The following is a 25,646-nucleotide window of genomic DNA, read 5'->3' on the forward strand; positions in this document are numbered from 1 at the left end:
GTCTGCTGGGATGCGGATAGGAAGCATGGGGGACTTACCTCCGCCCTTGGGTTGCTTATCTCTAGATATTGACATGCATATGCCTATAGGTTTAAGGTTAATTTAAATAGGCATATACACTAACATGTGTGAGTCTAGAAAAACAACGCCCTAGACTGCGGGAACAGTACGAGGGCGTCTAACCACAAACCGTTAACTGGAGTAACGACTATGGCTGGAACACAGCATACCCAAACTCACCCCAAATTTACATGGCTATTCCTTGGCACGCCGCGAGGTCACTCCAGTCTCCCGGTAGTTCTTCGCACCGTTGCAGACACTGAAGACACTGCCCGTGCAAAGTTCTGCGGCTGGGACTTAACCTTTGCCGCCAAAATCCGGACCGAAAGCCCGCTCTCAGTGTCGTTTATGGGTCCTGAGAATCGCACCCTATGGAGCATTCTGGGTAGCGATCCTTACAGCAATGAAGCTGTGGCAATGGAGGTGCGCCATGTATAAGTCCGACTTACCCGCTGATTACGAGATCCGCGTACTGGTGACGGTTAAAAACGGTCAGGTTAAAGAGCGCCGCCTTCGTTCGGATGAAATCGTGGCCACACCGGAAGGTTTTATCCAGGCAGTTCGTCAGGCTGCTGATGCATACGGTTTAACGGCTACCGACAAGGAATAACTTCATGATTAAAAAATTCAATCAGGTTCAGCCTGATGGCGTCGCTCAACCAAAAATCGAGGCACACAGCCGCTGGAAAAATAACTACGGTGAAAAAATCACTGTTAAGTGCGTGGCGTTCGGTCGTGTGACATATATCCGCGACGGGTATGACAGCGAATGCATTTGCTCTGAATACCGGTTCACGGGTGAGTTTAAGTACCTTCCGGAAGAAACGGAGAAGAGCCAGGCGGAAGCGAAAAAAATGGGCGTAAAAAAATTGCTGAGCTGCGTTCATCGCTGCCGCTGAGTGTTGGATCTGACGGATGGGATAAGGGGCTGAAATGAAAAACGCACCGAACCTGAAACACCTGCCAAAGGAAAAATTCACGGAAGCGGTTATTTTTGCCGGGTCAGATGCTTACACCCATGCGAAGGGTTGGGAAGAGGGGCTGGGTAAACAGATCGCGGAAGATACCATACCTCCTGTTTACCTTGGGCCAAAACAGCTGGCTGAGCTGGATAACCTGCGCATTGTGGACGATGGACGTCGAGCTGCGCGTGTATACCTTGCCGGAGATATTGAGCCGATCGTGATTAATGCGATTGCCGAGAAGCTGGCGCGCGCCGGAGTCCAGCATGCAAAATTATACAAGGGCATACCGGATCGCCAGCCAGAAGACTGGCACGATTATCTGAAAAGGATCCGCGCAGATAACGTTGTGGCGCTTCCTTTAGCTCGGAAAGAAAAAAGCCAGGATAACGTTACTCCAGCGTTAAACCAGATGGGGGCAAGTCAGCGCGGTGAGGTACTACTTGCGCACTATAACGGGGATCTGGCGATCAATGCCGACTCTGATACCGTACATCATTACAACGGTGTGGTGTGGTTGCCGCTGCCGGATAAAGAGTTACAGCGTGAAATGGCTCAAATCTTTATTGAAGCGGACGTTGCGTACTCGCAGAACGGTATCAAGTCAGCGGTGGAAACCATGAAATTAAGTCTCCCGGTAATGGGGGTGACTGCCCGAAACCTGATTGGCTTCAGTAATGGCGTATTTGATACCCGCACAGGAGAATTCCGACAGCACAGAAAAACGGACTGGCTTTTGATCGCCAGTGAGCTGCCATTCAGTCCACCAGCCGAAGGGGAGACGCTTGCCACTCATGCACCGAATTTCTGGAAGTGGCTCCGCCGTTCTGTAGCCAATAATGACCGCAAGACAGATCGTGTACTGGCGGCGCTGTTTATGGTGCTGGCGAACCGGTACGACTGGCAGCTGTTTCTTGAAGTAACGGGGCCGGGCGGCAGCGGTAAAAGCGTGATGGCGGAAATCTGTACCATGCTGGCAGGTAATGCCAACACGGTGTCTGCCAGCATGAAAGCGCTGGAAGATGCCCGGGATCGCGCGCTGGTGGTTGGCTATTCGCTGATTATCATGCCGGATATGACCCGATATGCCGGGGATGGGGCTGGGATTAAAGCCATTACTGGTGGAGATAAAGTGTCTATCGACCCCAAACACAAAGCACCATACTCGACCCGAATCCCGGCTGTTGTGCTGGCGGTCAACAATAACGCTATGACATTCAGCGACCGCAGCGGAGGGATTTCGCGACGCCGGGTGATATTTAATTTCTCTGAGGTAGTGCCGGAGGGCGAACGCGATACGATGCTGGCCGAGAAGATCGAAGGTGAGCTGGCGGTTGTTATCCGACATCTGCTGACACGTTTTGCCGATCAGGACGATGCGCGGCGTTTACTGCACGAGCAGCAGAAATCAGAGGAAGCGCTGGCGATTAAACGTGAAGGTGATTCGCTGGTGGACTTCTGCGGTTACCTGATGGCTTCAGTTGTGTGTGATGGGATGTTTATCGGAAACGCCGAGATAGTGCCGTTCAGCCCGCGTAAATATCTCTATCATGCTTATCTGGCTTACATGCGTGCCAATGGCCTGAGCAAACCCGTATCGTTAATGCGCTTCGGTACTGATATGCCAGGCGCAATGGCTGAGTATGGCAAGGAGTACCAGAAGCGGAAGACTAAGTACGGTATCAGGTCAAACGTTACACTGCACAACGACTCAGACGACTGGATGCCATCCTGTTCCAGCACTTCTGAAAATAGCGGGGTAGAGTAAGGTTATAGATTAAGTGTTCACCAGTGTTCACCCTGTTTTAAAAGCCTTTAATAACAGTGAGTTAAGGGGTGAACACTTTTTTGTTAAGTATTCACCGGGTATTCACCTGTTCACCTTTTGATTGTTTTTTGCTCTAAAGGGTGAAGGGTTGGGTGAACACTAGTGAATACCTGAAAGTATAGTGTTCATCTCATAAGCATATGAAATGTAATGTTAATTTCTGTTTGGTGAACAGGTGAACACTTAAAAGCATGTTTTTTAATTTCATATCTCATAAATTGATCTGCTTCTTGATAGAAGAATAATCATTCGGTCTAAGATGTTGTAAATAGCACTTACTTAATTCTCTTGGAGGTAGATATGACGCCATTGTTTACACCTGACTGTGTCTTAGTGGGTTGGCTTGAAGATAATGAACATATTTTCGACACAAACTTGAATTGGGTAGCTTTTGTAGATAATGGGCATGCTTGGTCAGCGAACGCTTGCCACTGGCTCGGCCCAGTGAATGACGGATGTTTGCTAGATACATTAGGAAAAGTAGTTGCATTTTCTGAGGGAGCTTCGGTTTCTGGTTCTTTAAGACCGATGAAGCCATTGAAGCCATTGAAACCATTGAAGCCTTTAAAACCACTAAAGCCATTACGTCCACTGAAACCTTTAAAACCATTGAAGCCTTTAAGTGGCTGGTCTTCGTTAACGTGGCCGGCATGGCTCAGTCAGTAAGTTTTCACCACCAAACTAAAATTGCGTGAGTGTTAACTACCGGGGAAACCCGGTTTTTTTTGCATCTGAAAATGATTAATCTGTTTATCTGATAAAAAATAATTTACTTACCACTTTTAACAATCAATTATTGTGTCCTGTTTACTTATACAGTAGAGGACACCATGACTGAGATGAACGATTTAAACACTGGCGAGACTAAAGGCGGCTCCGTACATCTGGACGCGCAGACCGTTTTACGCCTTAAGCAATACCGTAACGATCATCTGAAAAATCTTCCTGGCCAGCCATTGCCCGGAGTGGCACAGGTAGTCCGGCACGCCGTCAATGCATGGCTTGATGAAAATGGCTTCGCTGTAACGGAAGGTGAAAAATGAAAGGCTGGTACACTATCAAAGCGGCCAGCGATGGCACCAGCGCCAATATCAGCATTTACGAAGAGATCGGCGGCTGGGGTATTACAGCGCAGCAGTTCTCCGAAGACCTGAAAGCCCTGGGCGATATCTCCCATATCAGCCTGCACATTCATTCACCCGGTGGCGATGTTTTTGACGGCATCGCTATCTATAACCTTCTGAATAAACACCCGGCAAAAATCACCGTGCAGATCGACGGTCTGGCCGCGTCTATGGCGTCAGTTATTGCAATGGCTGGCGACCGTATCGTTATGCCTGAAAACGCGCTCATGATGATTCACAAACCGTGGGGAATCTCTGGTGGGAACGCCAATGACATGCGCGACTATGCCGAACTTCTGGATAAAGTCGAAAGTGTTTTGATCCCGGCATATGCACGCAAAACGGGTAAATCAGCCGAATCACTGGCGGAAATGCTGAGGATGAAACATGGATGGATGGTCGGGAATATGTAGCACAGGGTTTTGCTGACGAATTGTTACCCGCCGTCAGTGCAATGGCCTGTATTGAGTCAAAACGAATTGAGGATTTTGAGCATATGCCAAAAGATATTAAAGGGATGATCACCACCCCCAAAGGCTCCATAAATAACGCGGTACCGGAACAAAATCGCATCAATGGAATTAAAGACCTGTTTGCTATGTTCGGCGGAAAACATGATGCCCTGAAAATGCAGTGTCTGGAGGATGTGGACTGCACACCGGAAAAAGCGAAGGACATGCTCCTGGCATCTTTGGGTAAGACCTCAACCCCATCGGATAAAACCAGTAACGCGCACATTTATGCAGGTAACGGCAACATTACCGGCGATGCTATCCGCCAGGGGCTTTTTTCCCGTCTGGGTCACGAACGCGCCGAAAGGGGAAACCCTTACGCCATGATGAGTCTGTTTGAAATGGCGCAGGCTTCGCTGGTGGATCGTGGTATCAGCGTCAGTGGTTTCGGGAATCGCTCGCAGATTGTGAACCTTGCATTTACGCACAGCACCAGTGATTTCTCTCATATCCTGGCTGGTGGTGCTGAAAAGTCGGTGCTGACTGGCTGGCAGAACAGCGGGGAAACTTTCCAGCAGTGGACAAAGACCGGTTCTCTGTCGAATTTCCATGAGGCTAAACGTGTCGGTCTGAATGGTTTTTCAGAACTGGATAAAGTCCCGGAAGGTGCTGAATACAAATATGTCACTACCAGCGACAGCGGTGTGCCGATCGCGCTGGCCACCTATGGAAACATCTTCTCTGTTACCCGCCAGGCCATTATCAACGATGACCTGAGCCAGCTCACGACCATCCCACAGGCAATGGGGCGTGCCGCCGCACGAACGGTTGGCAATCTGGTCTACATGCAACTGACAGCTAACAGTAAATTCACTGATGGTAAAGCGTTGTTCCACGCCGACCATAAAAACCTCATTGCTAAAGGGATGGATACAGACGGACTCAATGAGGCCCGTAAGGCCATGCGCCTGCAGGAGGATGCGAACGGCGACCCTATCAACGTCATTCCTGCCTATATTCTCGTACCGGCGGCACTGGAAGGGCAGGCAAATCGCGCCGTGCTCTCCTCCTCTTCACTGTTCCCGGTAGACCAGAGTGGCACGCTGAATCAAAACCCCGGCATTATTAACGTCGTGAAGGATATGGCGCAGGTAGTGGTTGAGCCGCGACTGGACAAGGCCAACAACAAGGAGTGGTACGTCACTGCAGCGCAAGGCGCCGTCACTATCGAGGTGGCATACTTATTTTAAAGGTACTCCTGGCGGGGATGGCTGCCACGGGGCGGCGGCATCGCGGAAAACGACTAGTTTTTAGATTTTCTTGGACATCATCATCATCCTGTAACTAACTGATATTTATGGAGTGTATTTTTTAGGAACGGAAAAGATGATGGTTTGTATGTTTTGTGTTCATCATCATGAGATGTTATGCGCCAGATAAAAATGACAATAGTCGAACTTGCTGCGGTAACAGGAATTCATCGTCAAACAATATCGAAACGACTTATGGCGACAGAGCCTTTGCCAGGTAGCAACTGCAAGAAAAAATATACGATTTAAAAACAGCATTAACTGCTATATATTCTGTTCATTATAAATAAAATCAGCTTAATTAATTTTATTGATGAGCAAATGTGAAGATCATGAGCTACTGAGTAATCTTATTCAGTAGCTCATGAGATAAGTTGTAATCAACTTGAAGGTTTTTCTTTACTCTTACTCTTATCTTCTTCGGGCATTACACGTGCTATAATTTCTTTATTGATTTGCATAGTTGTTGAAATTAGTTCATTAATGCTCTTTACTTCTTCTCTTGTATGTTTTTTATCGTTTGAGTTTAAAGGAGAACTAAGAACATTCTTTAAAATGTTGTCCATGAACTCACCCACTTTTTCTGATTCATTACTACCAATCTCTTGTTTGAATGAAATTAATGTTTCTGAAAGGAGTTTTTTATGTGCGTAATCTTCACTGATGTTATTCTGCTTCACATATTGCACTGCACTAAAAGCAAAAAAGCCAATTAAAATAGGTATCATTGATAATCTGGCTATGAACAGTAATATTAAATGTGATTCCTGACCAGATCCACCAGTTGCGTCATAAACTTTGTTCATTTCATAGAGTATATAAATCACAAATCCAATGCAGCTTAGGGCTGATAATATAGATGTGGTTGCCCAAAATTTTCTATTCGACTTAGCAAGTTGATATGCAGTTTTGAAATGTCGAGAAAGTCTGTACGTCCCAGCTAGGTTCATTGCGGCTTTTGCATTGTTTAAAAGTTCTATAGATGTTTCCTTTTGTTTGGAAATTTCTTCATCTAATTTATTTATCATTTCAGTTTTATTAATAATCCCTTCAACATCCTCTTGGGATCTTTTTAAGAAAGTGACTAGCTCGGATTGAAGTTTCCTAGATCTTTCATAAAGATCATCTAGAGTTATTTTGGCCGTGCTCAATGCTTCTTGTATTACTTCAATGTTACTATGTGAAGTTAGGCTTTTTGCTAGTACATGACTAATTTCGTTTCCTTTTTTTATTGCTGTATCATTTTCTCGTTTTAAGTCGGTGACTAATTTAATTATGGTTTCATGTGCCTCCGTGCTATTTGAAAGTATATCTTGAGCTTTTGCGAGTTTTATCTCAATATCATTTTTAATGTTGTTTATTTTTAGCAGTTCCTCTTTGGCTTTGTTTTCTAACGTTGCCGTTGCTTTCTCATTTTGGTCGGTTTCTTTAATGAGTTGCGCAATTCTGACATATTTTATTAATTCCTCAGACAAAATTTCTAGTTTTTCATGTGCCAGATCATCAAAAGGTGATGACTGGATTATTGTAAGAAAGTTTCCGATAGTGATTATTTTTTCATAAAGTTCATTTTTTTCCTCTGTAGTATACAGATTAGGGTAGTGAATAAAGCTATATTTATTTATAGTTGATATTTGTAATCTTAAGTTTTCTAAGGTAATAGCCCGATTAGAGTTTTGAATAACTAAATAAGGATCGGATTTAGCTGAGCGTAATTGACTTATTACATTGCTAAGTATCGAAAAGCTTGAAGTAACTGTCGATTTGAATTCATTTAAGTCCATGATATTTGTGTCCAGTTTTGTGTATTGCTATGTGTATTGCATTCAAAGAGCGGCTAGATAATTCTGATAAAAAAAATCATGTTAATCAATAGGTTTTTTCAATCTCTTGCATGATGATCCATCACGCTATACTTACGTTCTGTAACCAAACGTGTGGCTGAGGATGGTATGGCTGGCGAAAACCTGTCCAGAATGGGCGCAGCAAAAATCCAATTGATTGCAGATCAACATGGCAACCAGGTAATAGAGAAATGCCCTGTTAGTGATGTTGAATACAGCTTTTATGAACATGCAGCAGATCCACTCTGTGGCGTTATTGAATCCCCTCGACTGTTGCACGCAGATACCCATCGACGCAGCCTGACGCTCGAATACGTTCCTCATAAGATCTGCCAGGAAGAGGTTGCAGGGGACGATATACTGAAACGACTTTCGAGCCTTCATGATTATCCTGCCGATCCTGCATGGATTTATCACACCCATACCTGGTCTGAGTCAGCGCTTGAAAAATCCTTGTCTCTTTTGGAATTACCCATGCGTGCTGAGCAGCAGATGCGATGTTTTCAACAAGCGGGCAGCGTTTTGTTTAGTCAGGGATGTTTAATTTCTGGTGATACCAATGCGGGTAACTGGGGCAGAAGAGAAAACGGCGATGTGATCCTTTTCGACTGGGAAAGATTCGGTACTGGCAGTCCGGCTATCGACCTTGCTCCGCTGGTTAAGGGGATGGGCTCAAAACAAAGCATTTTACAACTTGCCGAGCGCTACTGTTTTTTTGCCACGCATTCTGATGCATATCAACTAGCCAGGGAAATCACTATCGCCAAAGCATGGATTGTCACAGAAGTGGTGTTATTACTGCACGAAAGGAAAAAGCCCGATTTGAATCTTTACCTTAACTGGTACAGAAAACACCTCCCTGATTGGCTTGAAGAGTCCGTCTCATCTCTTTAATGCCTTATATCAGCCTTAGGGGCGATAACGCAGGCAGCGATTTGTTTCACAAATCCCATCGCTCCTCGACCGTTCAGGATGGTATAACGTCTTGCGGCAATCGGGTTGCCGTAGACAGCCCACATTCCTAAAGGTGTATATGAAACAGATTACTTTCAGTGACCTGCAGCAGCAAAGCGAGCAGGCCGCACATTCTCCTCGCTTACGCGCGCACCGTAATTTACACCCTGACCTGAGCGACCCGGTGCAGCGTCTGGCCATTGCAATGGAGCCCGGTACCTATGTTCGTCCCCATCGCCATCCGCACACCTTTGAACTGCTGACGGCGCTGAGCGGTCGCTTTCTGGTGCTGAATTTTGACGACAGCGGAAACGTGACCCGGCGCGTGGTGTTAGGCGAAGAGTGTAAAGTCCTGGAGATGGATGCCGGAACCTGGCATGCCGTGCTGTCGCTGGATAAAGGAGGCGTCATTTTTGAGGTTAAACACGGGGGGTATCAGCCCGTGCCCGAGCATGATACCGCCCCATGGTCACCGGCAGAAAACGAGCCTGGCACCGAGAAGCTGATGCAATGGTACGCTCAGGCACAGGTGGGTGACGGTGGTTTTACCCTGTAATTATTCTATTATGTGCCCGGCGGCGGAAAGGCGAGCCGGGTAAAGAGATAAGTGATCACCTGAGTCAACTCACCGTACTAAAAAGCCAGTCACGAGCAGTCGACAGCGTCACAAACGGGCCTGCCAGTGTGTTGTTGTGATGGGCAATAATGTAGCTGGCGGATAAATAGTCATTATCCATTGTGGTATGCGCATCTGAAATTAATACAGTCCTGAAACCCAGCTCCGGTGCGGCCCGGCAGGTCGTATCGACGCAAAACTCTGTTTTCATTCCGGCAATGACCAGCTGTTTAATACCTCGCTGATTAAGTTCTCGCAGCAATACCGTATCCCGAAAACAGCTGGGATAGCGCTTGGTGAAAACAACGTCCTGGTCCTTCACGTCCAGTTCAGGTATCAGCTGGGTTAACGGCCCCTTTTCTGAGAAGGGGGAGTCGTCAGGCCCAATATGGCGGGCAAAAAAGACGGGCACCTGCGCGTCTCGGGCGTTGGCGATTAACAAGCGGATATTGGCCAGAACGGCATCGGCGGAGCGAGGGGAAACTGGGCCCCGAAAGAGGCCCTGCTGGATGTCGATAATCAAGAGAGCATTGTCAGATGAAACCATTTTCTTTCTCCATTCAGAGGGTGGTGAACGGAGAGAGATTTCCCCGTCCATGTCGGCGGGGATTGAGGTTCTGTTTGTCAGTCGTTCACTACAGATACGTTCTCACCGCCGAAGGATCCGGTGGTGGTGAGGGTGGTTGTTGGCTGAACTGACGTAAACATATTATGACCTTCGCTGATATATCTTTTAAGTCATATCCGGACGAGCCGTTAAACTTTAAAAATTTGCTGCCGATAGTTCTTTTCAATACCATCAATATGCATGTAAAGATGAACAAAATCATATCAGCATATTTGGTAGTTGCGTATTTGTCGGCTCGACTTATTGCACAATCCAACAGTGCGAGAGACTGGATAAAAACCGTTGTGTTTCGATAAAAAATCACAAAAAGGATGTGCGTATGTTGAAAAGATTAGTCGCGGGGCAGATGAGCTTACCGATGACTTTCTGGGGATGGGGAATTTGCGGTAATTTTCTACTGGGTCTCATTGGGCTTGCTGGAGTGCAGACCGGTCATCCGGCCATGATGCCGCTTTCCTATATACTTAAAGCCATTCTGTTCAGTGCTGTACTTTCGGGCATAACTTTCATTCTGCGTCGAAAAATCACGGTATTAGGTGGGATCGCTTTTTTTATTATTTTGATTCAGGTGATTATGAGTGTAGTGATGACGATAGGCCTTTTCTCGTTATTTTTTGAATAATCACAAGAAAGAGAGTTCCGGTTTGCCAGCAGGATCCCTGACGGTTAGTAACATCGAGAACTCGTGCCTCCTTTTGGCGAAGGAGGCACGCCGTTGCTGGCTGGATAGCCGATATTATTTTAGGTTGCCGATCTTGCTCAGGAATTCTTCTACCTGCTCAGGCGTCGCCGTATCTGCCTGGTAAAGGATATCGAGCTTAACGTTCTTCAACCCGCAGAAGCCAAATACCCCTTCGATGATTTGCGTCTGAATCGCCGTCGAATAGCCGTGTTTATCAAATCCGGTGAGATCGCTACCGCCAGTGGCAATCAGGCGAACGGGAACATCCCGTAAATTGCCCACGATCCGGCCGTCGTCAGCCACCTTATACGCCCAGTTCAGGGTCAATACGCGGTCGAACCAGCCTTTCAACAGCGCGGGAACCGACCACCAGTACACCGGGAAGACAAACACCAGCATATCCGCGCGCTCGACGCGCTGCTGCTCGCGCAGAATATCGTCCGGGAGGGCGCTCGGATCGCCGTGATACAAATCGAGATCGGCGCGAGACATGGCCGGATTAAAGCCTTCAGCATGAAGATCGGCCATCTCAACCTGCATACCTTCCTCGCGTAATTTTCCGGCAATGCGGGCGGCCAGTGAATGGGACAAGGACGTGTCGACAGGGTGAGCCGTCACGATCAGCGCGTTACTCATGGCATTTGTAGCAGACATAGCAACCTCAAAATGGGGGAGAAGAGACATCTATGTTACTATTGGTAACTTAAGTGTCAATCCACCCCCGGCGATCATTTTGTGCTATTCGCGTAGGTCGCAAGCACGCCGGTCATGGCACCGCTGAGCGTATCTTCCGCAACGTTTCGGGCGAGCACGCCGTTGCCCGCCGCGGTGCTGAGCGCCTCCGCCGCGCCAATGATGGCCGTCAGTACCGCTTCCCCCTGAACGCCTTTTAAGACGATAAAAGGCGAAAGCGCGGTGCGCAGGCAGTCGGCACATTCGGCCACGCATGCTTCCCGGAACGTCTGCAGCGCGTGAGAACCGGACAGCGCCGCGGCGATTGGCCCGGTTTCAGGCCCGGCGGCAATGGCACAGTCGATATAGGCCGCGCTGAAAAAGCGGATCGTCTTTTCCAGCGTTTTGCTGTCAACCGCCAGCGTCTCGCGGAATTTCGCCAGTTGCCGATCGCTATAGTCCTGATACAGCGCCATCAGCAGCCCTTCGCGATCGCCAAAGTGGTCGTAGGGGATCGGCTTGGTCACGTTGGCCCGTTCTGCCAGATAGCCAAGGGTCAACGCCTCGGTGCCTTGCTGACGCACGATTCCACGCGCAACCTCCAGCAGTTGCACGCGGCGGTCCTCTTTTCTTAAGCGCTTAACAACCATGCTTTCCTCAGATTAGTTATCTACCAATGGTAGTTTACACGTTTTCCGTGCCGTGCTGAACGCGTTGTTCAACCGGGCGGATCCGGAACCAGATCGCATACATCGCGGGCAGGAAGACGAGGGTAATGATCGTCCCGCCCAGCGTTCCGCCGATCAGCGTCCAGGCCAGCGTTCCCCAGAACACCGAATGCGTCAGGGGAATGAACGCCAGCACGGCCGCCATGGCGGTGAGTAAGACCGGTCGCGCTCGCTGGACCGTCGCCTCGACCACCGCCTGGAACGGATCGAGGCCGTCCTTCTGGTTATGATCGATCTGACCGATCAGAATCAGCGTATTACGCATCAGAATGCCGGAGAGGGCGATCAAACCGACCAGCGCGTTGATGCCAAACGGCTGATTAAATATCAGCAGGGTCGGCACGACGCCAATCAGCCCCAGCGGCGCGGTTAAGAACACCATGACCATCGCGGAGAGTGAGCGCACCTGCAAAATGATGATCAGTAGCGTCAGGGCAATCATGATCGGGAACAGTGGTAACATGGCCTGCGTGGCTTTACCCGATTCCTCAATCGAACCCGCCATGTCGATACGGTAGCCGGCCGGTAGCGCATCGGCGATCGGCTGGAGCTGCTTCATGATGGCGACCGACACGTCCGGCGGCTGAAGATTGTCGGCGATATCGCCCCGTACGGTAATCGTGGGGGTGCGATCGCGGCGGCGCAGGATCGGGTCTTCCATGCCGATCTCAATCCTGCCGATTTGAGACAGCGGCACGCGCTGTCCCGCATTGCCGACCAGGGTAAAGCCTTCGATTTTTGCCGGGTCAAGGCGGATATCACCCGCCGCGCGGGCAACGACGTCTACCGATCGAATATCTTCCCGCACGGAGGTGACAGGCACGCCTGATAACAGGAACTGAAGCTGCTCGGCAACGGCGCTGGAGGTTAAGCCGGTCGCCTGCAGGCGGTTCTGATCGAGAGTGAAATGCAATACCGGAACGCGTGACCCCCAGTCAGTGTTGACGGTTCGCATCATCGGGCTTGCCTGAAGCACGGCTTTCACCCGTTCGGCGATGTCCTGTACCTGTTTGACGTCCGGCCCCGACACGCGCCAGGCAACCGGGAAGGGCGAGTAGGGGCCAAACACCAGCTGTGTTACCCGCACGCGGGCTTCGGGTGCAAGACCGCTGGCGACGGCCTCCCTGAGCCTGAACTTAAGCGCCTCACGTGACGTCTCGCTGTCCGTCAGGATCACGATTTTCGCAAAAGAGGGATCGGGCAGCTCGGGAGCCATTGCCAGATAGAAACGGGGCGAGCCCTGACCAATATAGGCCGTGACGATTTTGGCTTCCGGCTGCTGGCCCAGCCATGCTTCTATTTTTGCGGTTGCGGCGCTGGTTTGCGCAATCGAGGTGCCATAAGGCATCTGTACTTCAACCAGTACTTCCGGGCGATCGGAGGTCGGGAAGAACTGTTTTTTTACCAGCCCCATGCCAAGCACGGCCAGAATGAAAATGGCGACCACGGACCCGGCCACGCGCCATTTTCTGGCAATAACGCGGCCAAGGAGCTGGCGAAAACGGTTATAGCGGGGCGTGTTATAGATGGCAGCATGGCCCCCTTCCACTTTGGGGATCGCCGGCAGGATCTTCACCCCAAGATACGGCGTGAACACCACCGCCACAAACCATGAGGCAATCAGGGCGAGGCCGACAATCCAGAACATATTGCTGGTGTATTCCCCGGCGGTCGACTGGGCAAAACCATTTGGCATAAAGCCAATGGCCGTCACCAGGGTACCGGCCAGCATCGGCGCGGCGGTGTGGCTCCAGGCGTAGGCCGAGGCTTTGATTCTGTCGTAACCTTCCTCCATCTTCACCACCATCATTTCGATGGCGATAATGGCATCGTCAACCAGCAGGCCGAGGGCGAGGATCAGGGAGCCCAGCGTGACGCGGTCAAAGTTTATTCCCGCGGCTTCCATCACCACGAAAACGACCGCCAGCGTCAGCGGTACCGCCGCGGCAACCACCACCCCCACGCGCCAGCCCATGCTGACAAAACAGACCACCATGACCACAAGCAGGGCGACGAAGAATTTGATCATAAACTCATCGACAGACGAGCGGATATTCACGGACTGGTCGGTGACTTTGGTCAGGGTCATGCCAAGCGGCAGGCTATCGTTGACTTTCGCCGTTTCCGCATCCAGCGCTTTACCCAGCGCCAGGCCGTTCCAGCCCTCACGCATGACTATGCCCAGCAGCAGGGCGGGGTCATGCTGATTGCGTATCAGCATCGTCGGGGGATCTTCATAGCCTCGTTCAACCGTTGCCACATCAGACAGCGTGAGCGTTTTGCCCTGGGCGACTAATGGCGTATCGCGGATTTTCTGCAGTTCATCGAACGCGCCGTCCAGGCGGATAAAAATCTGCGCGCCCCGGGTCTCAATGGCACCCGCCGCGGCCAGGGCGTTCTGGCTATTGAGGGCATTGAAAATATCCTGCGGTGAGAGGCCCATCGTGGCCAGACGATCATGGGAGAAGGCGATATATATCCGCTCGGCCTGTTCGCCGATAATGTTCACTTTTTTTACCCCGGGAACGTGCAGAAGCTGCTGTCGCAGGCCTTCGGCATCGCGTACCAGCTGCCGCTGCGGTTCGCCTTTTGCTTTCAGGGCAAAGAGGGCAAAGGTGACATCCGAGAATTCATCATTGATCATCGGGCCAATGACGCCCGCCGGAAGACGCAGGGATTCATCACCAAGCTTCTTACGCGCCTGATAGAACTCCTCCTGCACTTCAGAAGGCGGGGTCTTGTCCTGCAGTGACAAGGTGATATACGCCATGCCGGGGCGGGTGTAGGTTTCCGTACGGTCATACCATTTGAGCTCCTGCAGGCGCTTTTCCAGCGGTTCGGCCACCTGATCCTGGATCTCCTGCGCGGTTGCGCCCGGCCAGACGGCAATCGCCGTCATCTGCTTCACGGTGAAGGGCGGATCTTCCGCGCGTCCCAGTCCAAAAAAAGCGTAAATACCGGCAATCGTCACCAGAACGATCAGAAACAGCGTGACGGAACGCTCGCGGACGGCCAGCGCTGACAGGTTGAAACGACGTTGGCTCATGGCGCGTTCTCCGCCGGAGCGGCATGGCGTTGTTCTGCAAGCCTGACAACTTCACCTTCGTGCAGAAGATGGGCGCCTAACGCAACGATCTTCTCCCCTGGCTTCACGCCGCCCGTGACCTGGACCGCATCTTCGCCCACGCTCAGCACCTTAACCGGCGTCCATGTGACCTTTGCTGGCTGGGCGGAAATGCGCCAGACGCCGGGCCCTTTACCCGCATCGTAGAGTGAGGCCAGCGGGACCTGCATCGCCTGACCTTCCGTTTTCACGTCTTCAATGCTGAGCGTGACGGTCGCCCCCAGCGGCGCGTTCGCCAGCTGACCATCCAGCACGTAGCGGGCTTCATACGTGCGGGTTGTGGCATCCGCGGAGTCAGACAGCAGGCGCAACGTCGCGGTGACCGGGTGTTGTTCACTGCCATAAAGCGTGGCCTGCGCTTCGCTGCCGACGGCAGGGCGCAGCGTCTCCGGAAGATGGACAAGCGCTTCGCGCTGTCCTGCTCTGGCAAGGCGGATGACGACCTGCCCGGCGCTAACGACCTGACCGGGTTCGGCGAGCGTCTCCATCACCACGCCGTCTGAATCCGCCAGCAGTACGGCATAGCCCGTGGCGTTTTGCGCCACGTTGGCCTGCGCGCGGGCAGCGCTGAGATCCGCCCGGGCCGTATCGGCCGCCGCTTTAATCTGATCGTACTCCGAGGCGGAAACCGCGCCGGACGCCACCAGGCCGCGATAACGCGCCTCATCGCTGGTGGCTTTTCTCGCCCGCGCCTGGGCAGCATCCACCGCGCGCTGCTGCGCCTGGGCCTGTAATTTCAGGTCAACAGGATCGAGACGCAGCAAAGGCTGTCCCTGTCTGACGGTCTGCCCGGTATCCACCAGGCGTTCGAGGATTTTTCCCTGAACCCTGAAGCCCAGGTCGCTTTGCGTTCTTGCCACCACCACGCCCGTGAAGGCGCGGGCGGCAGGGTTCGCCATCTCGACAGAGGCTGATCTGACAAGCGGTGGCTTAGTGCGCGGATCGTCACTCGCGGAATTATCGCCGCACGCCACCAGGGCAAACGGCAGAAGACATACGGCAACGCGGGCTGAAGTGAGCCTGAGCATGGGAAACCTTATTGAAGTAACAGGACGGTATCCGCATTCTCTGACTAGTGACCAATAATGTCAATGGTCACAAATTAGGGGGCCAGGCTTCTTAATATCAGTGAGGAGAGAAGCACCGCGGCAGCAGGGGCCATTTCAAGGTTGTACTGCAACTGAACGGGATTAATAAAAGGACACATCACCATGTGGATGGCCTGAGTGACCTCATCCAGCGGCGTTTTTCTTTCAAACTCTCCGGCCTGCCTGCCTTCGATAATGATGCTCTCAATCAGCTTCATCAGGCTTTCAGCATACCGTTCTGTCGACGGCCACTGCTCGCGCGCGGCGACGGCGGCGATGTCGTAAAGCTTGCGATCGTGGAAAAACAGCTCGCTTCCTGCCTCGGTAAGCGCTTTGAAGAGCCGGCGTAATTTTTCGCTTGCTGACGGTGCACCCTCAAGGGCGGAAAGCACTGCCGCCATGATCAGCTCCAGGCGGTTAGCGCAGATCACCTCGCCGATAGCCTGTTTGGAATCGAAGAACTTATAAATGTAGGACTTTGAAAAACCGATCGATTTCGCCAGCTCGGCGACGGTGGTTTTTTCATAGCCGTAGTGACCGAAGTGCTCAAAAGCCGCTTCGACGATTTGCTCTCTGACAGAGTGGTCAAGCGGACCACGTATTGATGGGGCGTTCATAGTTTTAGTCATTATGTAAGCTTAGCGCGACAGGCGACGATTAACAACGAGTGACCATTTAGTACTTTGGTTACCGTCATTGATCATGAGCCCTTCAGATGGGACGATCAACCCGGTGGGGTAAGTGTATCACTGTTTTTCGCGCACTATGGCATCTATCTGCCGACGATAAGCGAGGGTTTCAGCGCAGTTCCCTTGCGCTGAGCAAAGACCTTTTTTGCTTAAGCCGAGAGTGGACGCAATATGATCAGAATGTCCGAGGAAACCGTGTTTTGATCGGCGGGTGAGAGGAGGCCGCAGAACCGATGCGGCCTTATATTTCAGGCAGCCAGTTCAGGCATCTGTTCCTTTACGAAATCCAATACCTTCCTCGCGTCCAGAGAGGCATAGGGAAGACTCTCAACGATGGCGAGTGAACGCGTATTACCCACCGTTTCTTTTATCTCATCGAGTTTGTACTGAATGTGCGGTGCGATGAGAAACCCATCGAAGGCGGGAGCGACGCTGGCGAAGTTATCCAGCCCTACAGCGCTAATCATCAGCGGATAGCCTTCGCGTTCTGCCAGAGACTGCATCTTTTTGGCGAGGGAGTTTGCGGTATTACCAAACAAACAACATATCAGAAGCTTTTTCATGTTTTGTTCCTCCTGAAAACCGCTCTCAGGGTAGTCCTGAGGGGGGCACCGAAATGGGCGCTGTCTCTTATTTTGGCGACAAATTAATGTTCTTTTAGCCAGTCGAGAAAAAACTGGCTGAACGCCGTAACCTGAAGCGGCTGCAGCTTGCGCTGCGGATAAACAAACTGCAGCCCGACATCTTTGCGATCGTATCGGCTAAAGCCGGTGAAGCTGTCGGCAAACAGCACCGTGAGTCTTCCGGCCTCAACGTCGTCTTTGACGTCCCACCACGATTTCCCCGCGATGCCGGCCCCGCTGAGCGCCCACTGACGAAGCACTGCGCCGTCGTCGCACACCATGGCGGGCTCGACGCGTACAATGTTTTCCTCTCCCTCTTTTTCAAAACGCCATTCGTTCATCACCACGCCCTGAGACTCCAGCGCCAGGCACCGGTGTCGGACTAAATCTGCAAACGTGGCGGGGATGCCGTGGTCGTTAAGATACGCCCCGGAGGCAACCAGCACCCGATGGTTCGGGCGGATGTTTCTGACGACAAGGCTGCTGTCCGGCAGGTTACCGAAACGCACGCTCATATCCAGCCGGTTAGCAACCAGATCCTCAACGTGTTCTTTTAGCGAGATGTAAAATTTTACGGCAGGATGGCGTCGGGAAAATTCAATGACGGCAGGGCTGAGATACTGTCTGCCAAAGTCCGAGGGAGAGGAAAGGCGAATGTTGCCGCTGAGCACGCCCTCTTTTTGCGTCAGCAGCGACTCGGCGTGATGCACCTCTTCCAGCACGCGCAGCGCGGCGTGGTAAAACTCTTCGCCTGCGCGGGTCAGGGTGAGGGATCGCGTGGAGCGATGAAACAGCCGCGTCTGGTAACGCTCCTCAATCGCCTTCAGCCTGGCCGTCATGGTGGCAGGGGAAAGCGACAGGCGTCGTCCGGCGGCGGAAAGACTTCCGGCCCTGGCGACTTCCACCAGTAAGGCCATGTCTTCGAGTTTACCCATTATTCATTTTTTCCGAAAAGTGCATCTATTTTTATCGTAATTATCAAAATCAGATGCCGACTGTAAAGTGATTTCATCCAAACCATAAGGGATGAAAACATGAAACCTACCTCACTCTTTGAACGTTACAGGCTGGGTCAGTTAGAGCTGAAAAATCGTATCGTCATGGCACCGATGACCCGCGCGCGCTCCCTTCAGCCGGGCAACATTCCCTCCGCGCTGATGGCCGAGTATTACCGGCAGCGGGCCAGCGCGGGGTTAATCATCACCGAAGCCACGCAGATCTCGCCTCAGGGTCAGGGATACTCCTGGACGCCCGGCATCCATTCGCCGGAGCAGGTTTCAGGATGGCAGCTCACGACGGGGGCCGTGCATCAGGCGGGCGGCGTCATTTTTTCTCAGCTCTGGCACGTTGGGCGAATGTCGCACGCCAGTTTTCACCCGGACGGTCAGCCCGTCGCCCCGTCTGCCCTTGCGCCAGACGCGCAGGTGTGGGTGGTGAATGAGCGTGGTGAAGGCGAGATGGTTGACTGCCCGCAGCCGAGAACGCTCTCACGCAAGGACATTCAGAACATCGTCGCGGACTATCGCCAGGCCGCTTTGAATGCCGTCCAGGCCGGGTTTGATGGTGTGGAGATCCACGGTGGAAACGGCTATCTGATCGACCAGTTCCTGCGCCAAACCTCCAACAAACGCACGGACGAGTACGGCGGTACGGTGGCTAACCGGATCCGCTTCGCCCAGGAAGTGTTAAGCGCGATTGCCGAAGCCATTGGTCACGAACGTACGGGCATCCGTCTTTCGCCGTTTATTACCCAGCGCGGGATGAATGACCCGCAGGTCTCTGAAGCCATACTCGCGCTTGCGGCCTGGTGCGAACAAAAGGGGATTGCGTTCATCCACCTGGCGGAAGCCGACTGGGACGACGCGCCGCAGATACCCGAGCGTTTCCGTCAATCCCTTCGCGAGACCTTCAGCGGAACGCTGATCGTCGCGGGCAACTATGACCTTGCCAAAGCCGAAGAAATTCTGGCGGCGGGCTATGCCGATTTGATTGCCTTCGGACGACCGTTTATTGCCAACCCGGACTTACCTCACCGGCTGGCGCACCGCTTGCCGCTGGCCCAGGTGCGCGACCCCGCCACGCTGTTTGGCGGCACCGCCACGGGCTATACCGATTACCCAACGTACACCCTGCAGGAGGAAACATGATGACCCGTAAAACCTTAATTATCGGCGGCGCTTCCGGCATCGGTTTCGCCCTGGGAAGTCTGCTTGCCGGGCGCGGCGAGGAGATTATGCTTGCAGGGCGCGACAGCGTGAAACTGGACGCGGCACGGCAACGACTGAGCGCTCATGCCGCGTCTGTTAGCACTCTCGTGCTGGATATCAGCCGTGAGGCAGAGCTTGTTGCGCTCAGTGAAACGCTGGGCGAGGTCAATAATATTGTCGTCACTGCGGGCTCACAGGCGCCGGGCGGGCTGCTTTCCGGACTGGATCTCCGTGCGGCAAGACAGGCCTTTGATACAAAATTCTGGGGAAGCCTCAATGTCGCCCGCTATCTCAGCGGGAACATCGCTCCCCGCGGTACGCTGACCTTCACCAGCGGCTTTGTGGCGCGCCGCACCGTGACGGGCGCCATCGTAAAAACAACGATGAATGCCGCCATTGAGGCCGCGACAAAAGTGCTGGCGAAGGAGCTTTCCCCGCTGCGCGTCAACGTCGTGAGTCCGGGGCTGACCGACACGGAAGCGTATGCGGGGATGGACGCCGCCGCGCGGGAAAAAATGCTCGCCGGCGCGGCGGAAACTCTGCCAGCCAAGGCCTGGGGAAGAGCGGAGGACATCGCGCAAGGATATCTTTTCGCCATGGACAATCCCTTTGTCACGGGGTCGGTCATTGATATTGAGGGCGGGGCGTTAATTAACTGAATCCCCACCGGTTTGAACCGCGGGAAATCGTCTGCGGGTAACGTAATACTCTGTTGAGAGACATCATGAAATATACGACGTGTTTTCGTCCAGCTGTGGCGATGCTTATTCTTGCCGCTCTGTCCGGCACCACATTTTCGGCGCAGCGGGAATGGCTTCAGCCGAAACAGCTTATTGTTGATAAGAGCTTGCCCCAGGCGCAATTAAGGGCGAATGAAGCCGTTGCCAGAGAATATGCAACGTTCTGGAATACGGGAGAAGAATCCCTGGCGCGTGATGCGCTGGCGGTGAATTTCATCGATAAAACGCCCCCGGAAGGTCGTAAGCAGGGGCCTGAAGGCGCTATTTTAGCCTCCCGGGCGTTTCGTGCCGCCGTGCCGGACTTACGCTGTGACGTTGATCAGATGATTATTTCAGGCAATCGCGTGGTTTCGCATTTGCATTTTTACGGCACATTCACCGGGACATTCGGCAAGCTGAAAGGAAAAGGGCAGAAAATAGATTTCATCGCTACGGATATTTATGAAGTCCGCGACGGTAAAATTACGGCAAACTGGCATATTGAGGACAACCTGACGCTGATGAAACAGCTGGGCGCACTCTAAACCCATCACTCCGGGGCGCCCCGGAGTGATGTAAAAATCTTATAAGCCCAGATCGCTCAGCGACGGGTGATCGTCCGGGCGTCTGCCCAGCGGCCAGTGGAACAGTCGCTCGGATTCTTTTATCGGCATATCGTTTACGCAGGCAAAGCGGCGCTTCATCAAGCCGTCCGGGTCGAATTCCCAGTTTTCATTGCCGTACGAGCGGAACCAGTTTCCTGAATCATCATGCCATTCATAGGCATAGCGGACCGCGATGCGGTTATCCGTAAAGGCCCACAGCTCTTTAATCAGACGATAATCCAGCTCTTTTTTCCATTTCCGCTCCAGAAACGCCCGGGCCTCTTCACGGTTGGTGGCGAACTCTGCGCGGTTGCGCCATTGGGTATCCAGCGTATAGGCCAGCGCGACTTTCGCCGGGTCGCGACTGTTCCAGCCATCTTCTGCCAGCCTGACTTTTTCGATGGCGCTTTCACGGGTAAAGGGCGGTAAAGGAGGACGTGTGTTCATGGCGGTTACCTCAGTGTGATTTTATGTAGACAGGTCTGTCTACTTGGGGTAATCTATGCCTGAAAAATAACGCTGTCAACACCCTTTTTGAGGCTGTCGAAAAAATGAAAACTGAACACGCAGGCAACGAAACAAAAATTAGCGTCCGGGATAAAATATTACTCACGGCGCACGATCTGTTTTATTCCACGGGCTTCAGGGCGACGGGGGTGGATACGCTTATTAAAGAAGCGAAAGTGACGAAGGTGACGTTTTATCGCCATTTTTCGAGCAAAAGTTTACTTATTCTCGCCTATTTGCACTATCGGCATGAAATATGGATTAACTGGTTTGAATCCACGCTGCGCCGACATCTCGATGAAGGCGAAATACCTGCTGATGCGATTTCTGCAACGCTCTGTGAATGGTTTATTTCGCCCGAGTTCCACGGCTGTGCGTTTATTAATGCCAGCGCCGAAGCCAAATCCGAAGATATTGAAAGCGAAATAAAAGCGATATGCCGCGATCATAAAATCGAAACAAAGAGTATTATTGCGTCGCTGACGACGATCGCGGATGAGCGCGTCGTCAATGAAATCATGTTGCTCATTGACGGCGCCATTATTCATGCGCAGATGGGCATGGAGACGGATGAGGTCATCACGTCGTTGAAGAGGGCGCTGGCAGACTTAATCGGGGGCTAGCGAGGATCCCCTTAGTCCTCCAGACGGGCTAACAGGTGCATTCAGCATTTGCGAGTAACAGTCGGCTGGCGTGCGCCGAGGATGAACAATCCTCGGCCTCAGCATGTGCCGCTATACAATGCTGTAAACCCCCGCTCCCCAGTACCCCTTACCCGGACGAGTCTGTTCTTTCCAGCCTGATGCGATCAGTTCTTTTGCAATGAACCGGTTGATGACCCCGTGCCCCATGAGCAAGACGGGTCCGTCAGAGTCCTTCGCTACATTCACCAGGATTTCTGCCGCCTTAACGGCACGTTCTTTTGCGGCGCTTACGCGCTCTGACTCGCCAGACAGGCCGCAGAGCCAAAGAACGCGAAACAGCGCTGTCCAGTAAAAAGGCGATAGCCGTAACCCCGGAATACGGAACACCGGCAGCTCTGCTTCCCGAAAAACCTCATCGATTAAGCCCGGTTCACACCCCAGCGATTTCAATGATGAAAGGGCTCGCGGGAGAGGGCTGCTGAGAAACGTCAGCGCGCGGCACGCGAGGATTTGAGCCATCTCCAAAGGTCTGTCGCGGCCCGTTGAAGAGCGGTTATAGCTGTCGATCCATCCCACCATTTCCCTGTACGACACCTTTCCCGCGCCCCTGTATTCGGGGTCGCCGTGGCGCATCAAAATAATTTCCATATGTCTTCATCGCTCACCATCCATTCACCAGAGGCAGACTAGCGCGTTCTCACACTGATTTTCACCCACCCGTTTTGGTGTTTCAGGGCGTTGATCGCACTTATCAGACTTGTCGGTCTGTTAATTAATAAGTAGACTCGCCAGTCTTTTAAATGATCAAAGAGATAATTCAGTGTCAAAAATCACGTCATCTATCACAACACTCTGTCTTTCAAGAATTTTACTGACCTTTTTCTTCTGGATGGCAGGCTTTTACGGGTTGTTCAACTTTGGAGAGATTGTGCTGGAAATGGTGGACGTGGGTCTCCCCTGGCCCGTCTTATTCGCGACAGGCACCATTCTCTGTCAGCTTGTAGGCTCTGCTCTGGTGATTTCGAATTTTGCGGGCTACGGATGGATTGGATCGGCAATGCTGATTGTGTTTACATTACTCACCATTCCGGTGGGGCATCCATTCTGGAAATTTAGCGAGCCCCAGCGCACCCAGGAGTTTCATATCGCGCTTGAACACATAACCGTTATCGGGGGGCTCATGATGAGCATGCTTTTGTCAGGTCGTAAACGATGAGAGAAAAGGTTCGGCAGAAAGGCCGCCCAAAAGATCCGTCAAAGGAGCAGGCGATACTGCAGGCCGCAAGAAGCCTGTTTCTCGAGAAAGGCCTCGATGTCACGACGGAAGAAATTGCCCGCGTTGCCGGGGTGGCAAAAGCCACGCTTTATGCCAATTTCGCGGATAAAGATCTGCTTGTTGAGGCCGTACTCCGTAAGGAATCGGATCTGACCATCAGTGACAGTGATTTTTCCGAGCGGCATCATCTGTCGTTGACCGAGGTCTTAACCGCGTTTGGCAACCGTTTTGTCCGCTTCATCAACCAGCGCGAGCTGACGGGCTGGGACCGCTTAATTGCCTCCGCCGCTATTCGTCATCCGGAGTTACCCGCGCGTTTTTATGCGGCAGGTCCCGGCAGGGCGCAGCAGATGCTGGAGACAATTATCGGTGAAGCCGTTGAAAAGGGCTTACTGATCGCGTGCTCCCCGCGCGAAGCAGCTGACGACCTGGCCGGGTTATGGCTCGGGATGACAAGCCTTGAGATAAAGCTTGGCGCCAGAAAAAGCTTATCTGATGAAGAAATTGCTCGTCGGGTTACGCATGCGATCGCTGTTTTTATGTGCGCGTATTCAGTGGAAAAGCGCTGAGCATAACCATTTAGAGTAAAGGTAACGGAAATGAGAACACAGAAACGATGCCTCGGCTGCGTGGCTATTGTGGTTGATGACTACGATCGTGCCATTGAATACTACACCGACAAGCTGGGGTTTACCCTTGTAGAGGATACGCCCCAACCGGGGAAACGCTGGGTAGTCGTCTCACCCAACCCGGAAAGCGACTGCAATATTTTGCTGGCTCGTGCGTCTAACGAGAGGCAGGAAGGTTTTATCGGTAATCAATGCGGTGGCCGAGTTTTCCTGTTCCTTCAGACGGATGATTTTTGGCGCGATTACCATGCCATGAAAGCAAAAGGCGTTCATTTTTGTGAAGAACCTCGTGAGGAAGAGTACGGTATGGTGGTGGTGTTTGAAGATATTTACGGCAACCGCTGGGACCTCTATCAACATGCCCAACGCGGGTGATGGCCAGGGATACCTTCCATGACTCTTCGAATTCGACAGGCCAGCGGTGCCGATTCTGCGCTCGTATGCGAACTTGGATACCGCATATACCCCGCCCATTTTCAGCATCTGTGGGTATCCGACGCCGAGATGAAGGCCTTTCTGGACGGCGAGTACGCCGTTTCTGTACTTGAACAGAGCCTGATAGATAACACTGTGTCCTGGTATGTTGCAGAGACCGATCGGCCAGTGGGATTCATGAAAGTGACCTGGGACGCCATGCTTCCAGAAACGGACAAGAGGGGCGTTCTCCTCAACAAGCTCAACCTCGATCCTGCCGAGACCGGCAAGAACTATGGTCAGGACATGTTCAATAAAATTATCGACATGGCCCGGAGCAGGGGAAAGGACTATCTCTGGCTGGAAGTGCTTGAGCAGAACGGAGGAGCGTACCGGTTCTACCAGAAGCAGGGCATGCTCTGCATTAAGAACGTCCTTTTTGAAACAGCCTCACAGCAGAGCATACTCAGAATTATGGGGATGTCTCTTTAGGGCCTGGGCTCTCGTCCCGCTGTGCCAGCGACAGCGCGCTGGCGCTGGCGGGATCGAACAGCGAGATGCTCTCAATCTGATTGAGTAAAATCACCTTGCGGAATGACATGGCGCTGCGGGGGGCCGAGTCGAGCGTAATGTCATGCTCGGCGTACCACCGGCTGTAATTATTCTCGATGCGCAGGTTCATCGTCTTCGTGTCCCGGTACCCGCTCAACATCGGGATCAGCACGATATTGGCCGTTTTTTCATATTCCAGCGTCGCGGTGTGGATCATACCCACGTATATCCGCCTCGAGCGGAGCGTGACCTGCGCCAGCTCGCCTTGCTCCATACACTGATAGAGCAGTTGCTCGATCCCGCTCGCCTGCGCAAGCCGTTTGTAGAGCTTTTTCCGGCTCTCGCCGTCCAGCCTGGCGCTGCCTGCCCAGTTAGACCGGTAGAGACAAAACAGGATGGCAAACGCCAGCATTACCACCACCGGCGCCTGAATGCCTAAGAAACTCCAGTTCATAAAGTCGATTTGCCAGTCTGTGTATTTCGGTGAGGCAAAGTGGAAAGCGTTGTTGGCGGCGGAAAGGCTAAGCAGCAGCAGCCAGAGCAACCCCGTGGCAATCACCCCCTGCAGAACGAAAATACAGCCGTAAAGCGCAACGAGAAAATAGACATCCCAGCCGAAGGAACGCTTGATTTTAAAGCGGGTCGACAGGTCGCGGCTGGTGTACCAGTACCCGCAGACCATCAGCACCATAAATATCGCCGTTCCCAT

At 52.3% G+C, this 25,646-nt stretch carries 29 protein-coding genes and 1 pseudogene; 18 read left to right on the forward strand and 12 right to left on the reverse strand.

The genetic code is table 11. The features are described from left to right. Positions 1–210: 210 nt before the first annotated feature. The 7 genes and pseudogenes from ACMGGU_RS08630 to ACMGGU_RS08660 form a co-directional block, all read left to right on the forward strand. Positions 211–498, forward strand: a complete 288-nt coding sequence (locus ACMGGU_RS08630) for a host cell division inhibitor Icd-like protein (protein ID WP_420300421.1) — start codon at positions 211–213, stop codon at positions 496–498. Further along, a complete protein-coding gene (locus ACMGGU_RS08635) occupies positions 491–670 on the forward strand; it encodes a hypothetical protein (RefSeq protein WP_420300422.1) in 180 nt (59 codons plus the stop codon). Before ACMGGU_RS08630 ends, ACMGGU_RS08635 begins: the two co-directional genes overlap by 8 nt. 4 nt (positions 671–674) lie before the next feature. Then, on the forward strand, positions 675–959 hold the full coding sequence (locus ACMGGU_RS08640) for a DUF4222 domain-containing protein (RefSeq protein ID WP_420300423.1): 285 nt from the start codon (positions 675–677) through the stop codon (positions 957–959). A gap of 34 nt (positions 960–993) precedes the next feature. Continuing rightward, positions 994–2,790: a DNA primase family protein gene (locus ACMGGU_RS08645; RefSeq protein WP_420300424.1), complete on the forward strand. Its 1,797-nt coding sequence runs from the start codon at positions 994–996 to the stop codon at positions 2,788–2,790. A gap of 360 nt (positions 2,791–3,150) precedes the next feature. After that, on the forward strand, positions 3,151–3,516 hold the full coding sequence (locus ACMGGU_RS08650) for a 4-fold beta flower protein (protein WP_248043142.1): 366 nt from the start codon (positions 3,151–3,153) through the stop codon (positions 3,514–3,516). Between the two features lie 164 nt (positions 3,517–3,680). Beyond that, complete coding sequence (locus ACMGGU_RS08655) at positions 3,681–3,893, forward strand: hypothetical protein (RefSeq protein ID WP_248043143.1); 213 nt, start codon at positions 3,681–3,683, stop codon at positions 3,891–3,893. Beyond that, positions 3,890–5,670, forward strand: a pseudogene (locus ACMGGU_RS08660) (ClpP-like prohead protease/major capsid protein fusion protein); the annotation flags it as partial. The gene ACMGGU_RS08655 and the pseudogene ACMGGU_RS08660, both read left to right, overlap by 4 nt. Positions 5,671–6,116: 446 nt before the next feature. On the opposite strand, the gene ACMGGU_RS08665 reads toward ACMGGU_RS08660, so the two are convergent. Further along, complete coding sequence (locus ACMGGU_RS08665) at positions 6,117–7,520, reverse strand: hypothetical protein (RefSeq protein ID WP_420300425.1); 1,404 nt, start codon at positions 7,518–7,520, stop codon at positions 6,117–6,119. Between the two features lie 168 nt (positions 7,521–7,688). Here ACMGGU_RS08665 and ACMGGU_RS08670 point away from each other — a divergent pair, with 168 nt between their 5' ends. Beyond that, the gene (locus ACMGGU_RS08670) at positions 7,689–8,474 is read left to right on the forward strand and encodes a phosphotransferase family protein (protein ID WP_252077200.1); all 786 of its coding nucleotides are present in this window, start codon (positions 7,689–7,691) and stop codon (positions 8,472–8,474) included. A gap of 139 nt (positions 8,475–8,613) precedes the next feature. Next, complete coding sequence (locus ACMGGU_RS08675) at positions 8,614–9,090, forward strand: WbuC family cupin fold metalloprotein (RefSeq protein WP_008502351.1); 477 nt, start codon at positions 8,614–8,616, stop codon at positions 9,088–9,090. Between the two features lie 64 nt (positions 9,091–9,154). Here ACMGGU_RS08675 and ACMGGU_RS08680 read toward each other — a convergent pair whose 3' ends face one another. After that, on the reverse strand, positions 9,155–9,697 hold the full coding sequence (locus tag ACMGGU_RS08680) for a cysteine hydrolase family protein (protein ID WP_420300426.1): 543 nt from the start codon (positions 9,695–9,697) through the stop codon (positions 9,155–9,157). 400 nt (positions 9,698–10,097) lie between these two features. Between ACMGGU_RS08680 and ACMGGU_RS08685 the strand changes: the two genes are divergently transcribed. Continuing rightward, positions 10,098–10,400 carry a hypothetical protein gene (locus ACMGGU_RS08685; protein ID WP_048030616.1) on the forward strand — a complete coding sequence of 101 codons (303 nt, stop codon included), beginning with the start codon at positions 10,098–10,100 and terminating at the stop codon, positions 10,398–10,400. A gap of 114 nt (positions 10,401–10,514) precedes the next feature. On the opposite strand, the gene ACMGGU_RS08690 is transcribed toward ACMGGU_RS08685, so the two are convergent. From ACMGGU_RS08690 to ACMGGU_RS08720, 7 genes are all read right to left on the reverse strand, one after another. Next, the gene (locus tag ACMGGU_RS08690) at positions 10,515–11,114 is read right to left on the reverse strand and encodes an NAD(P)H-dependent oxidoreductase (RefSeq protein WP_420300427.1); all 600 of its coding nucleotides are present in this window, start codon (positions 11,112–11,114) and stop codon (positions 10,515–10,517) included. Between the two features lie 74 nt (positions 11,115–11,188). Further along, positions 11,189–11,782 carry a TetR/AcrR family transcriptional regulator gene (locus ACMGGU_RS08695; RefSeq protein ID WP_420300428.1) on the reverse strand — a complete coding sequence of 198 codons (594 nt, stop codon included), beginning with the start codon at positions 11,780–11,782 and terminating at the stop codon, positions 11,189–11,191. A gap of 34 nt (positions 11,783–11,816) precedes the next feature. Beyond that, positions 11,817–14,906 (reverse strand): efflux RND transporter permease subunit, encoded by a 3,090-nt coding sequence (locus tag ACMGGU_RS08700; RefSeq protein ID WP_420300429.1) that lies wholly within the window; start codon positions 14,904–14,906, stop codon positions 11,817–11,819. After that, entirely contained in the window at positions 14,903–16,012 is a 1,110-nt protein-coding gene (locus tag ACMGGU_RS08705; protein ID WP_420300430.1) for an efflux RND transporter periplasmic adaptor subunit, read from the reverse strand. Before ACMGGU_RS08705 ends, ACMGGU_RS08700 begins: the two co-directional genes overlap by 4 nt. A 74-nt stretch (positions 16,013–16,086) precedes the next feature. Next, on the reverse strand, positions 16,087–16,701 hold the full coding sequence (locus tag ACMGGU_RS08710; protein WP_045910456.1) for a TetR/AcrR family transcriptional regulator: 615 nt from the start codon (positions 16,699–16,701) through the stop codon (positions 16,087–16,089). Between the two features lie 308 nt (positions 16,702–17,009). Then, the gene (locus ACMGGU_RS08715) at positions 17,010–17,324 is read right to left on the reverse strand and encodes a PTS sugar transporter subunit IIB (RefSeq protein WP_045910457.1); all 315 of its coding nucleotides are present in this window, start codon (positions 17,322–17,324) and stop codon (positions 17,010–17,012) included. Between the two features lie 83 nt (positions 17,325–17,407). Next, positions 17,408–18,319, reverse strand: coding sequence for a LysR family transcriptional regulator (locus ACMGGU_RS08720; RefSeq protein WP_045910458.1), 912 nt, complete (start codon positions 18,317–18,319; stop codon positions 17,408–17,410). A gap of 99 nt (positions 18,320–18,418) precedes the next feature. Between ACMGGU_RS08720 and ACMGGU_RS08725 the strand changes: the two genes are divergently transcribed. The 3 genes from ACMGGU_RS08725 to ACMGGU_RS08735 all read left to right on the forward strand — a co-directional run bounded on the left by ACMGGU_RS08725 (position 18,419) and on the right by ACMGGU_RS08735 (position 20,855). Continuing rightward, complete coding sequence (locus ACMGGU_RS08725; protein ID WP_420300431.1) at positions 18,419–19,531, forward strand: alkene reductase; 1,113 nt, start codon at positions 18,419–18,421, stop codon at positions 19,529–19,531. Further along, entirely contained in the window at positions 19,528–20,250 is a 723-nt protein-coding gene (locus tag ACMGGU_RS08730) for an SDR family oxidoreductase (RefSeq protein ID WP_420300432.1), read from the forward strand. Before ACMGGU_RS08725 ends, ACMGGU_RS08730 begins: the two co-directional genes overlap by 4 nt. Positions 20,251–20,315: 65 nt before the next feature. Then, entirely contained in the window at positions 20,316–20,855 is a 540-nt protein-coding gene (locus tag ACMGGU_RS08735) for an ester cyclase (protein WP_420300965.1), read from the forward strand. A 39-nt stretch (positions 20,856–20,894) separates the two neighbouring features. Here ACMGGU_RS08735 and ACMGGU_RS08740 read toward each other — a convergent pair whose 3' ends face one another. Continuing rightward, positions 20,895–21,362, reverse strand: a complete 468-nt coding sequence (locus ACMGGU_RS08740) for a DUF1348 family protein (protein WP_021241363.1) — start codon at positions 21,360–21,362, stop codon at positions 20,895–20,897. Between the two features lie 104 nt (positions 21,363–21,466). On the opposite strand from ACMGGU_RS08740, the gene ACMGGU_RS08745 reads away from it, so the two are divergent. After that, positions 21,467–22,045 (forward strand): TetR/AcrR family transcriptional regulator, encoded by a 579-nt coding sequence (locus tag ACMGGU_RS08745; protein WP_420300433.1) that lies wholly within the window; start codon positions 21,467–21,469, stop codon positions 22,043–22,045. A gap of 111 nt (positions 22,046–22,156) precedes the next feature. On the opposite strand, the gene ACMGGU_RS08750 is transcribed toward ACMGGU_RS08745, so the two are convergent. Then, positions 22,157–22,714, reverse strand: coding sequence for a histidine phosphatase family protein (locus tag ACMGGU_RS08750; protein WP_420300434.1), 558 nt, complete (start codon positions 22,712–22,714; stop codon positions 22,157–22,159). Between the two features lie 172 nt (positions 22,715–22,886). Between ACMGGU_RS08750 and ACMGGU_RS08755 the strand changes: the two genes are divergently transcribed. The 4 genes from ACMGGU_RS08755 to ACMGGU_RS08770 are packed head-to-tail and all read left to right on the forward strand — an operon-like array spanning position 22,887 to position 24,877. Further along, positions 22,887–23,282 (forward strand): DoxX family protein, encoded by a 396-nt coding sequence (locus ACMGGU_RS08755; protein WP_023292497.1) that lies wholly within the window; start codon positions 22,887–22,889, stop codon positions 23,280–23,282. Continuing rightward, positions 23,279–23,911 carry a TetR/AcrR family transcriptional regulator gene (locus ACMGGU_RS08760; protein ID WP_021241367.1) on the forward strand — a complete coding sequence of 211 codons (633 nt, stop codon included), beginning with the start codon at positions 23,279–23,281 and terminating at the stop codon, positions 23,909–23,911. The genes ACMGGU_RS08755 and ACMGGU_RS08760 overlap by 4 nt, the downstream gene beginning before the upstream one ends. Before the next feature lie 30 nt (positions 23,912–23,941). Further along, on the forward strand, positions 23,942–24,346 hold the full coding sequence (locus tag ACMGGU_RS08765) for a VOC family protein (protein ID WP_028015889.1): 405 nt from the start codon (positions 23,942–23,944) through the stop codon (positions 24,344–24,346). Between the two features lie 18 nt (positions 24,347–24,364). Then, positions 24,365–24,877: a GNAT family N-acetyltransferase gene (locus ACMGGU_RS08770; protein WP_420300435.1), complete on the forward strand. Its 513-nt coding sequence runs from the start codon at positions 24,365–24,367 to the stop codon at positions 24,875–24,877. Here the strand turns inward: ACMGGU_RS08770 and ACMGGU_RS08775 are convergent. After that, positions 24,858–25,646: a hypothetical protein gene (locus tag ACMGGU_RS08775; RefSeq protein WP_420300436.1), complete on the reverse strand. Its 789-nt coding sequence runs from the start codon at positions 25,644–25,646 to the stop codon at positions 24,858–24,860. The two genes, ACMGGU_RS08770 and ACMGGU_RS08775, sit on opposite strands and share 20 nt — an antisense overlap.

Origin of the sequence: Enterobacter sp. BNK-8 (genome assembly GCF_048685095.1) — a bacterium.
Lineage (GTDB): Bacteria > Pseudomonadota > Gammaproteobacteria > Enterobacterales > Enterobacteriaceae > Enterobacter > Enterobacter quasiroggenkampii.

Bases quoted from the DNA above. Each gene is read 5' to 3' on its own strand.
- ACMGGU_RS08715 (WP_045910457.1), bottom strand. From the start codon at position 17,324: ATGAAAAAGCTTCTGATATGTTGTTTGTTTGGTAATACCGCAAACTCC.
- ACMGGU_RS08740 (WP_021241363.1), bottom strand. From the start codon at position 21,362: ATGAACACACGTCCTCCTTTACCGCCCTTTACCCGTGAAAGCGCCATC.
- ACMGGU_RS08700 (WP_420300429.1), bottom strand. From the start codon at position 14,906: ATGAGCCAACGTCGTTTCAACCTGTCAGCGCTGGCCGTCCGCGAGCGT.
- ACMGGU_RS08680 (WP_420300426.1), bottom strand. From the start codon at position 9,697: ATGGTTTCATCTGACAATGCTCTCTTGATTATCGACATCCAGCAGGGC.
- ACMGGU_RS08730 (WP_420300432.1), top strand. From the start codon at position 19,528: ATGATGACCCGTAAAACCTTAATTATCGGCGGCGCTTCCGGCATCGGT.
- ACMGGU_RS08745 (WP_420300433.1), top strand. From the start codon at position 21,467: ATGAAAACTGAACACGCAGGCAACGAAACAAAAATTAGCGTCCGGGAT.
- ACMGGU_RS08760 (WP_021241367.1), top strand. From the start codon at position 23,279: ATGAGAGAAAAGGTTCGGCAGAAAGGCCGCCCAAAAGATCCGTCAAAG.
- ACMGGU_RS08655 (WP_248043143.1), top strand. From the start codon at position 3,681: ATGACTGAGATGAACGATTTAAACACTGGCGAGACTAAAGGCGGCTCC.
- ACMGGU_RS08695 (WP_420300428.1), bottom strand. From the start codon at position 11,782: ATGGTTGTTAAGCGCTTAAGAAAAGAGGACCGCCGCGTGCAACTGCTG.
- ACMGGU_RS08775 (WP_420300436.1), bottom strand. From the start codon at position 25,646: ATGGGAACGGCGATATTTATGGTGCTGATGGTCTGCGGGTACTGGTAC.
- ACMGGU_RS08650 (WP_248043142.1), top strand. From the start codon at position 3,151: ATGACGCCATTGTTTACACCTGACTGTGTCTTAGTGGGTTGGCTTGAA.
- ACMGGU_RS08705 (WP_420300430.1), bottom strand. From the start codon at position 16,012: ATGCTCAGGCTCACTTCAGCCCGCGTTGCCGTATGTCTTCTGCCGTTT.
- ACMGGU_RS08735 (WP_420300965.1), top strand. From the start codon at position 20,316: ATGAAATATACGACGTGTTTTCGTCCAGCTGTGGCGATGCTTATTCTT.
- ACMGGU_RS08685 (WP_048030616.1), top strand. From the start codon at position 10,098: ATGTTGAAAAGATTAGTCGCGGGGCAGATGAGCTTACCGATGACTTTC.
- ACMGGU_RS08640 (WP_420300423.1), top strand. From the start codon at position 675: ATGATTAAAAAATTCAATCAGGTTCAGCCTGATGGCGTCGCTCAACCA.
- ACMGGU_RS08645 (WP_420300424.1), top strand. From the start codon at position 994: ATGAAAAACGCACCGAACCTGAAACACCTGCCAAAGGAAAAATTCACG.
- ACMGGU_RS08690 (WP_420300427.1), bottom strand. From the start codon at position 11,114: ATGTCTGCTACAAATGCCATGAGTAACGCGCTGATCGTGACGGCTCAC.
- ACMGGU_RS08770 (WP_420300435.1), top strand. From the start codon at position 24,365: ATGACTCTTCGAATTCGACAGGCCAGCGGTGCCGATTCTGCGCTCGTA.
- ACMGGU_RS08710 (WP_045910456.1), bottom strand. From the start codon at position 16,701: ATGACTAAAACTATGAACGCCCCATCAATACGTGGTCCGCTTGACCAC.
- ACMGGU_RS08635 (WP_420300422.1), top strand. From the start codon at position 491: ATGTATAAGTCCGACTTACCCGCTGATTACGAGATCCGCGTACTGGTG.
- ACMGGU_RS08720 (WP_045910458.1), bottom strand. From the start codon at position 18,319: ATGGGTAAACTCGAAGACATGGCCTTACTGGTGGAAGTCGCCAGGGCC.
- ACMGGU_RS08765 (WP_028015889.1), top strand. From the start codon at position 23,942: ATGAGAACACAGAAACGATGCCTCGGCTGCGTGGCTATTGTGGTTGAT.
- ACMGGU_RS08630 (WP_420300421.1), top strand. From the start codon at position 211: ATGGCTGGAACACAGCATACCCAAACTCACCCCAAATTTACATGGCTA.
- ACMGGU_RS08675 (WP_008502351.1), top strand. From the start codon at position 8,614: ATGAAACAGATTACTTTCAGTGACCTGCAGCAGCAAAGCGAGCAGGCC.
- ACMGGU_RS08665 (WP_420300425.1), bottom strand. From the start codon at position 7,520: ATGGACTTAAATGAATTCAAATCGACAGTTACTTCAAGCTTTTCGATA.
- ACMGGU_RS08750 (WP_420300434.1), bottom strand. From the start codon at position 22,714: ATGGAAATTATTTTGATGCGCCACGGCGACCCCGAATACAGGGGCGCG.
- ACMGGU_RS08670 (WP_252077200.1), top strand. From the start codon at position 7,689: ATGGCTGGCGAAAACCTGTCCAGAATGGGCGCAGCAAAAATCCAATTG.
- ACMGGU_RS08725 (WP_420300431.1), top strand. From the start codon at position 18,419: ATGAAACCTACCTCACTCTTTGAACGTTACAGGCTGGGTCAGTTAGAG.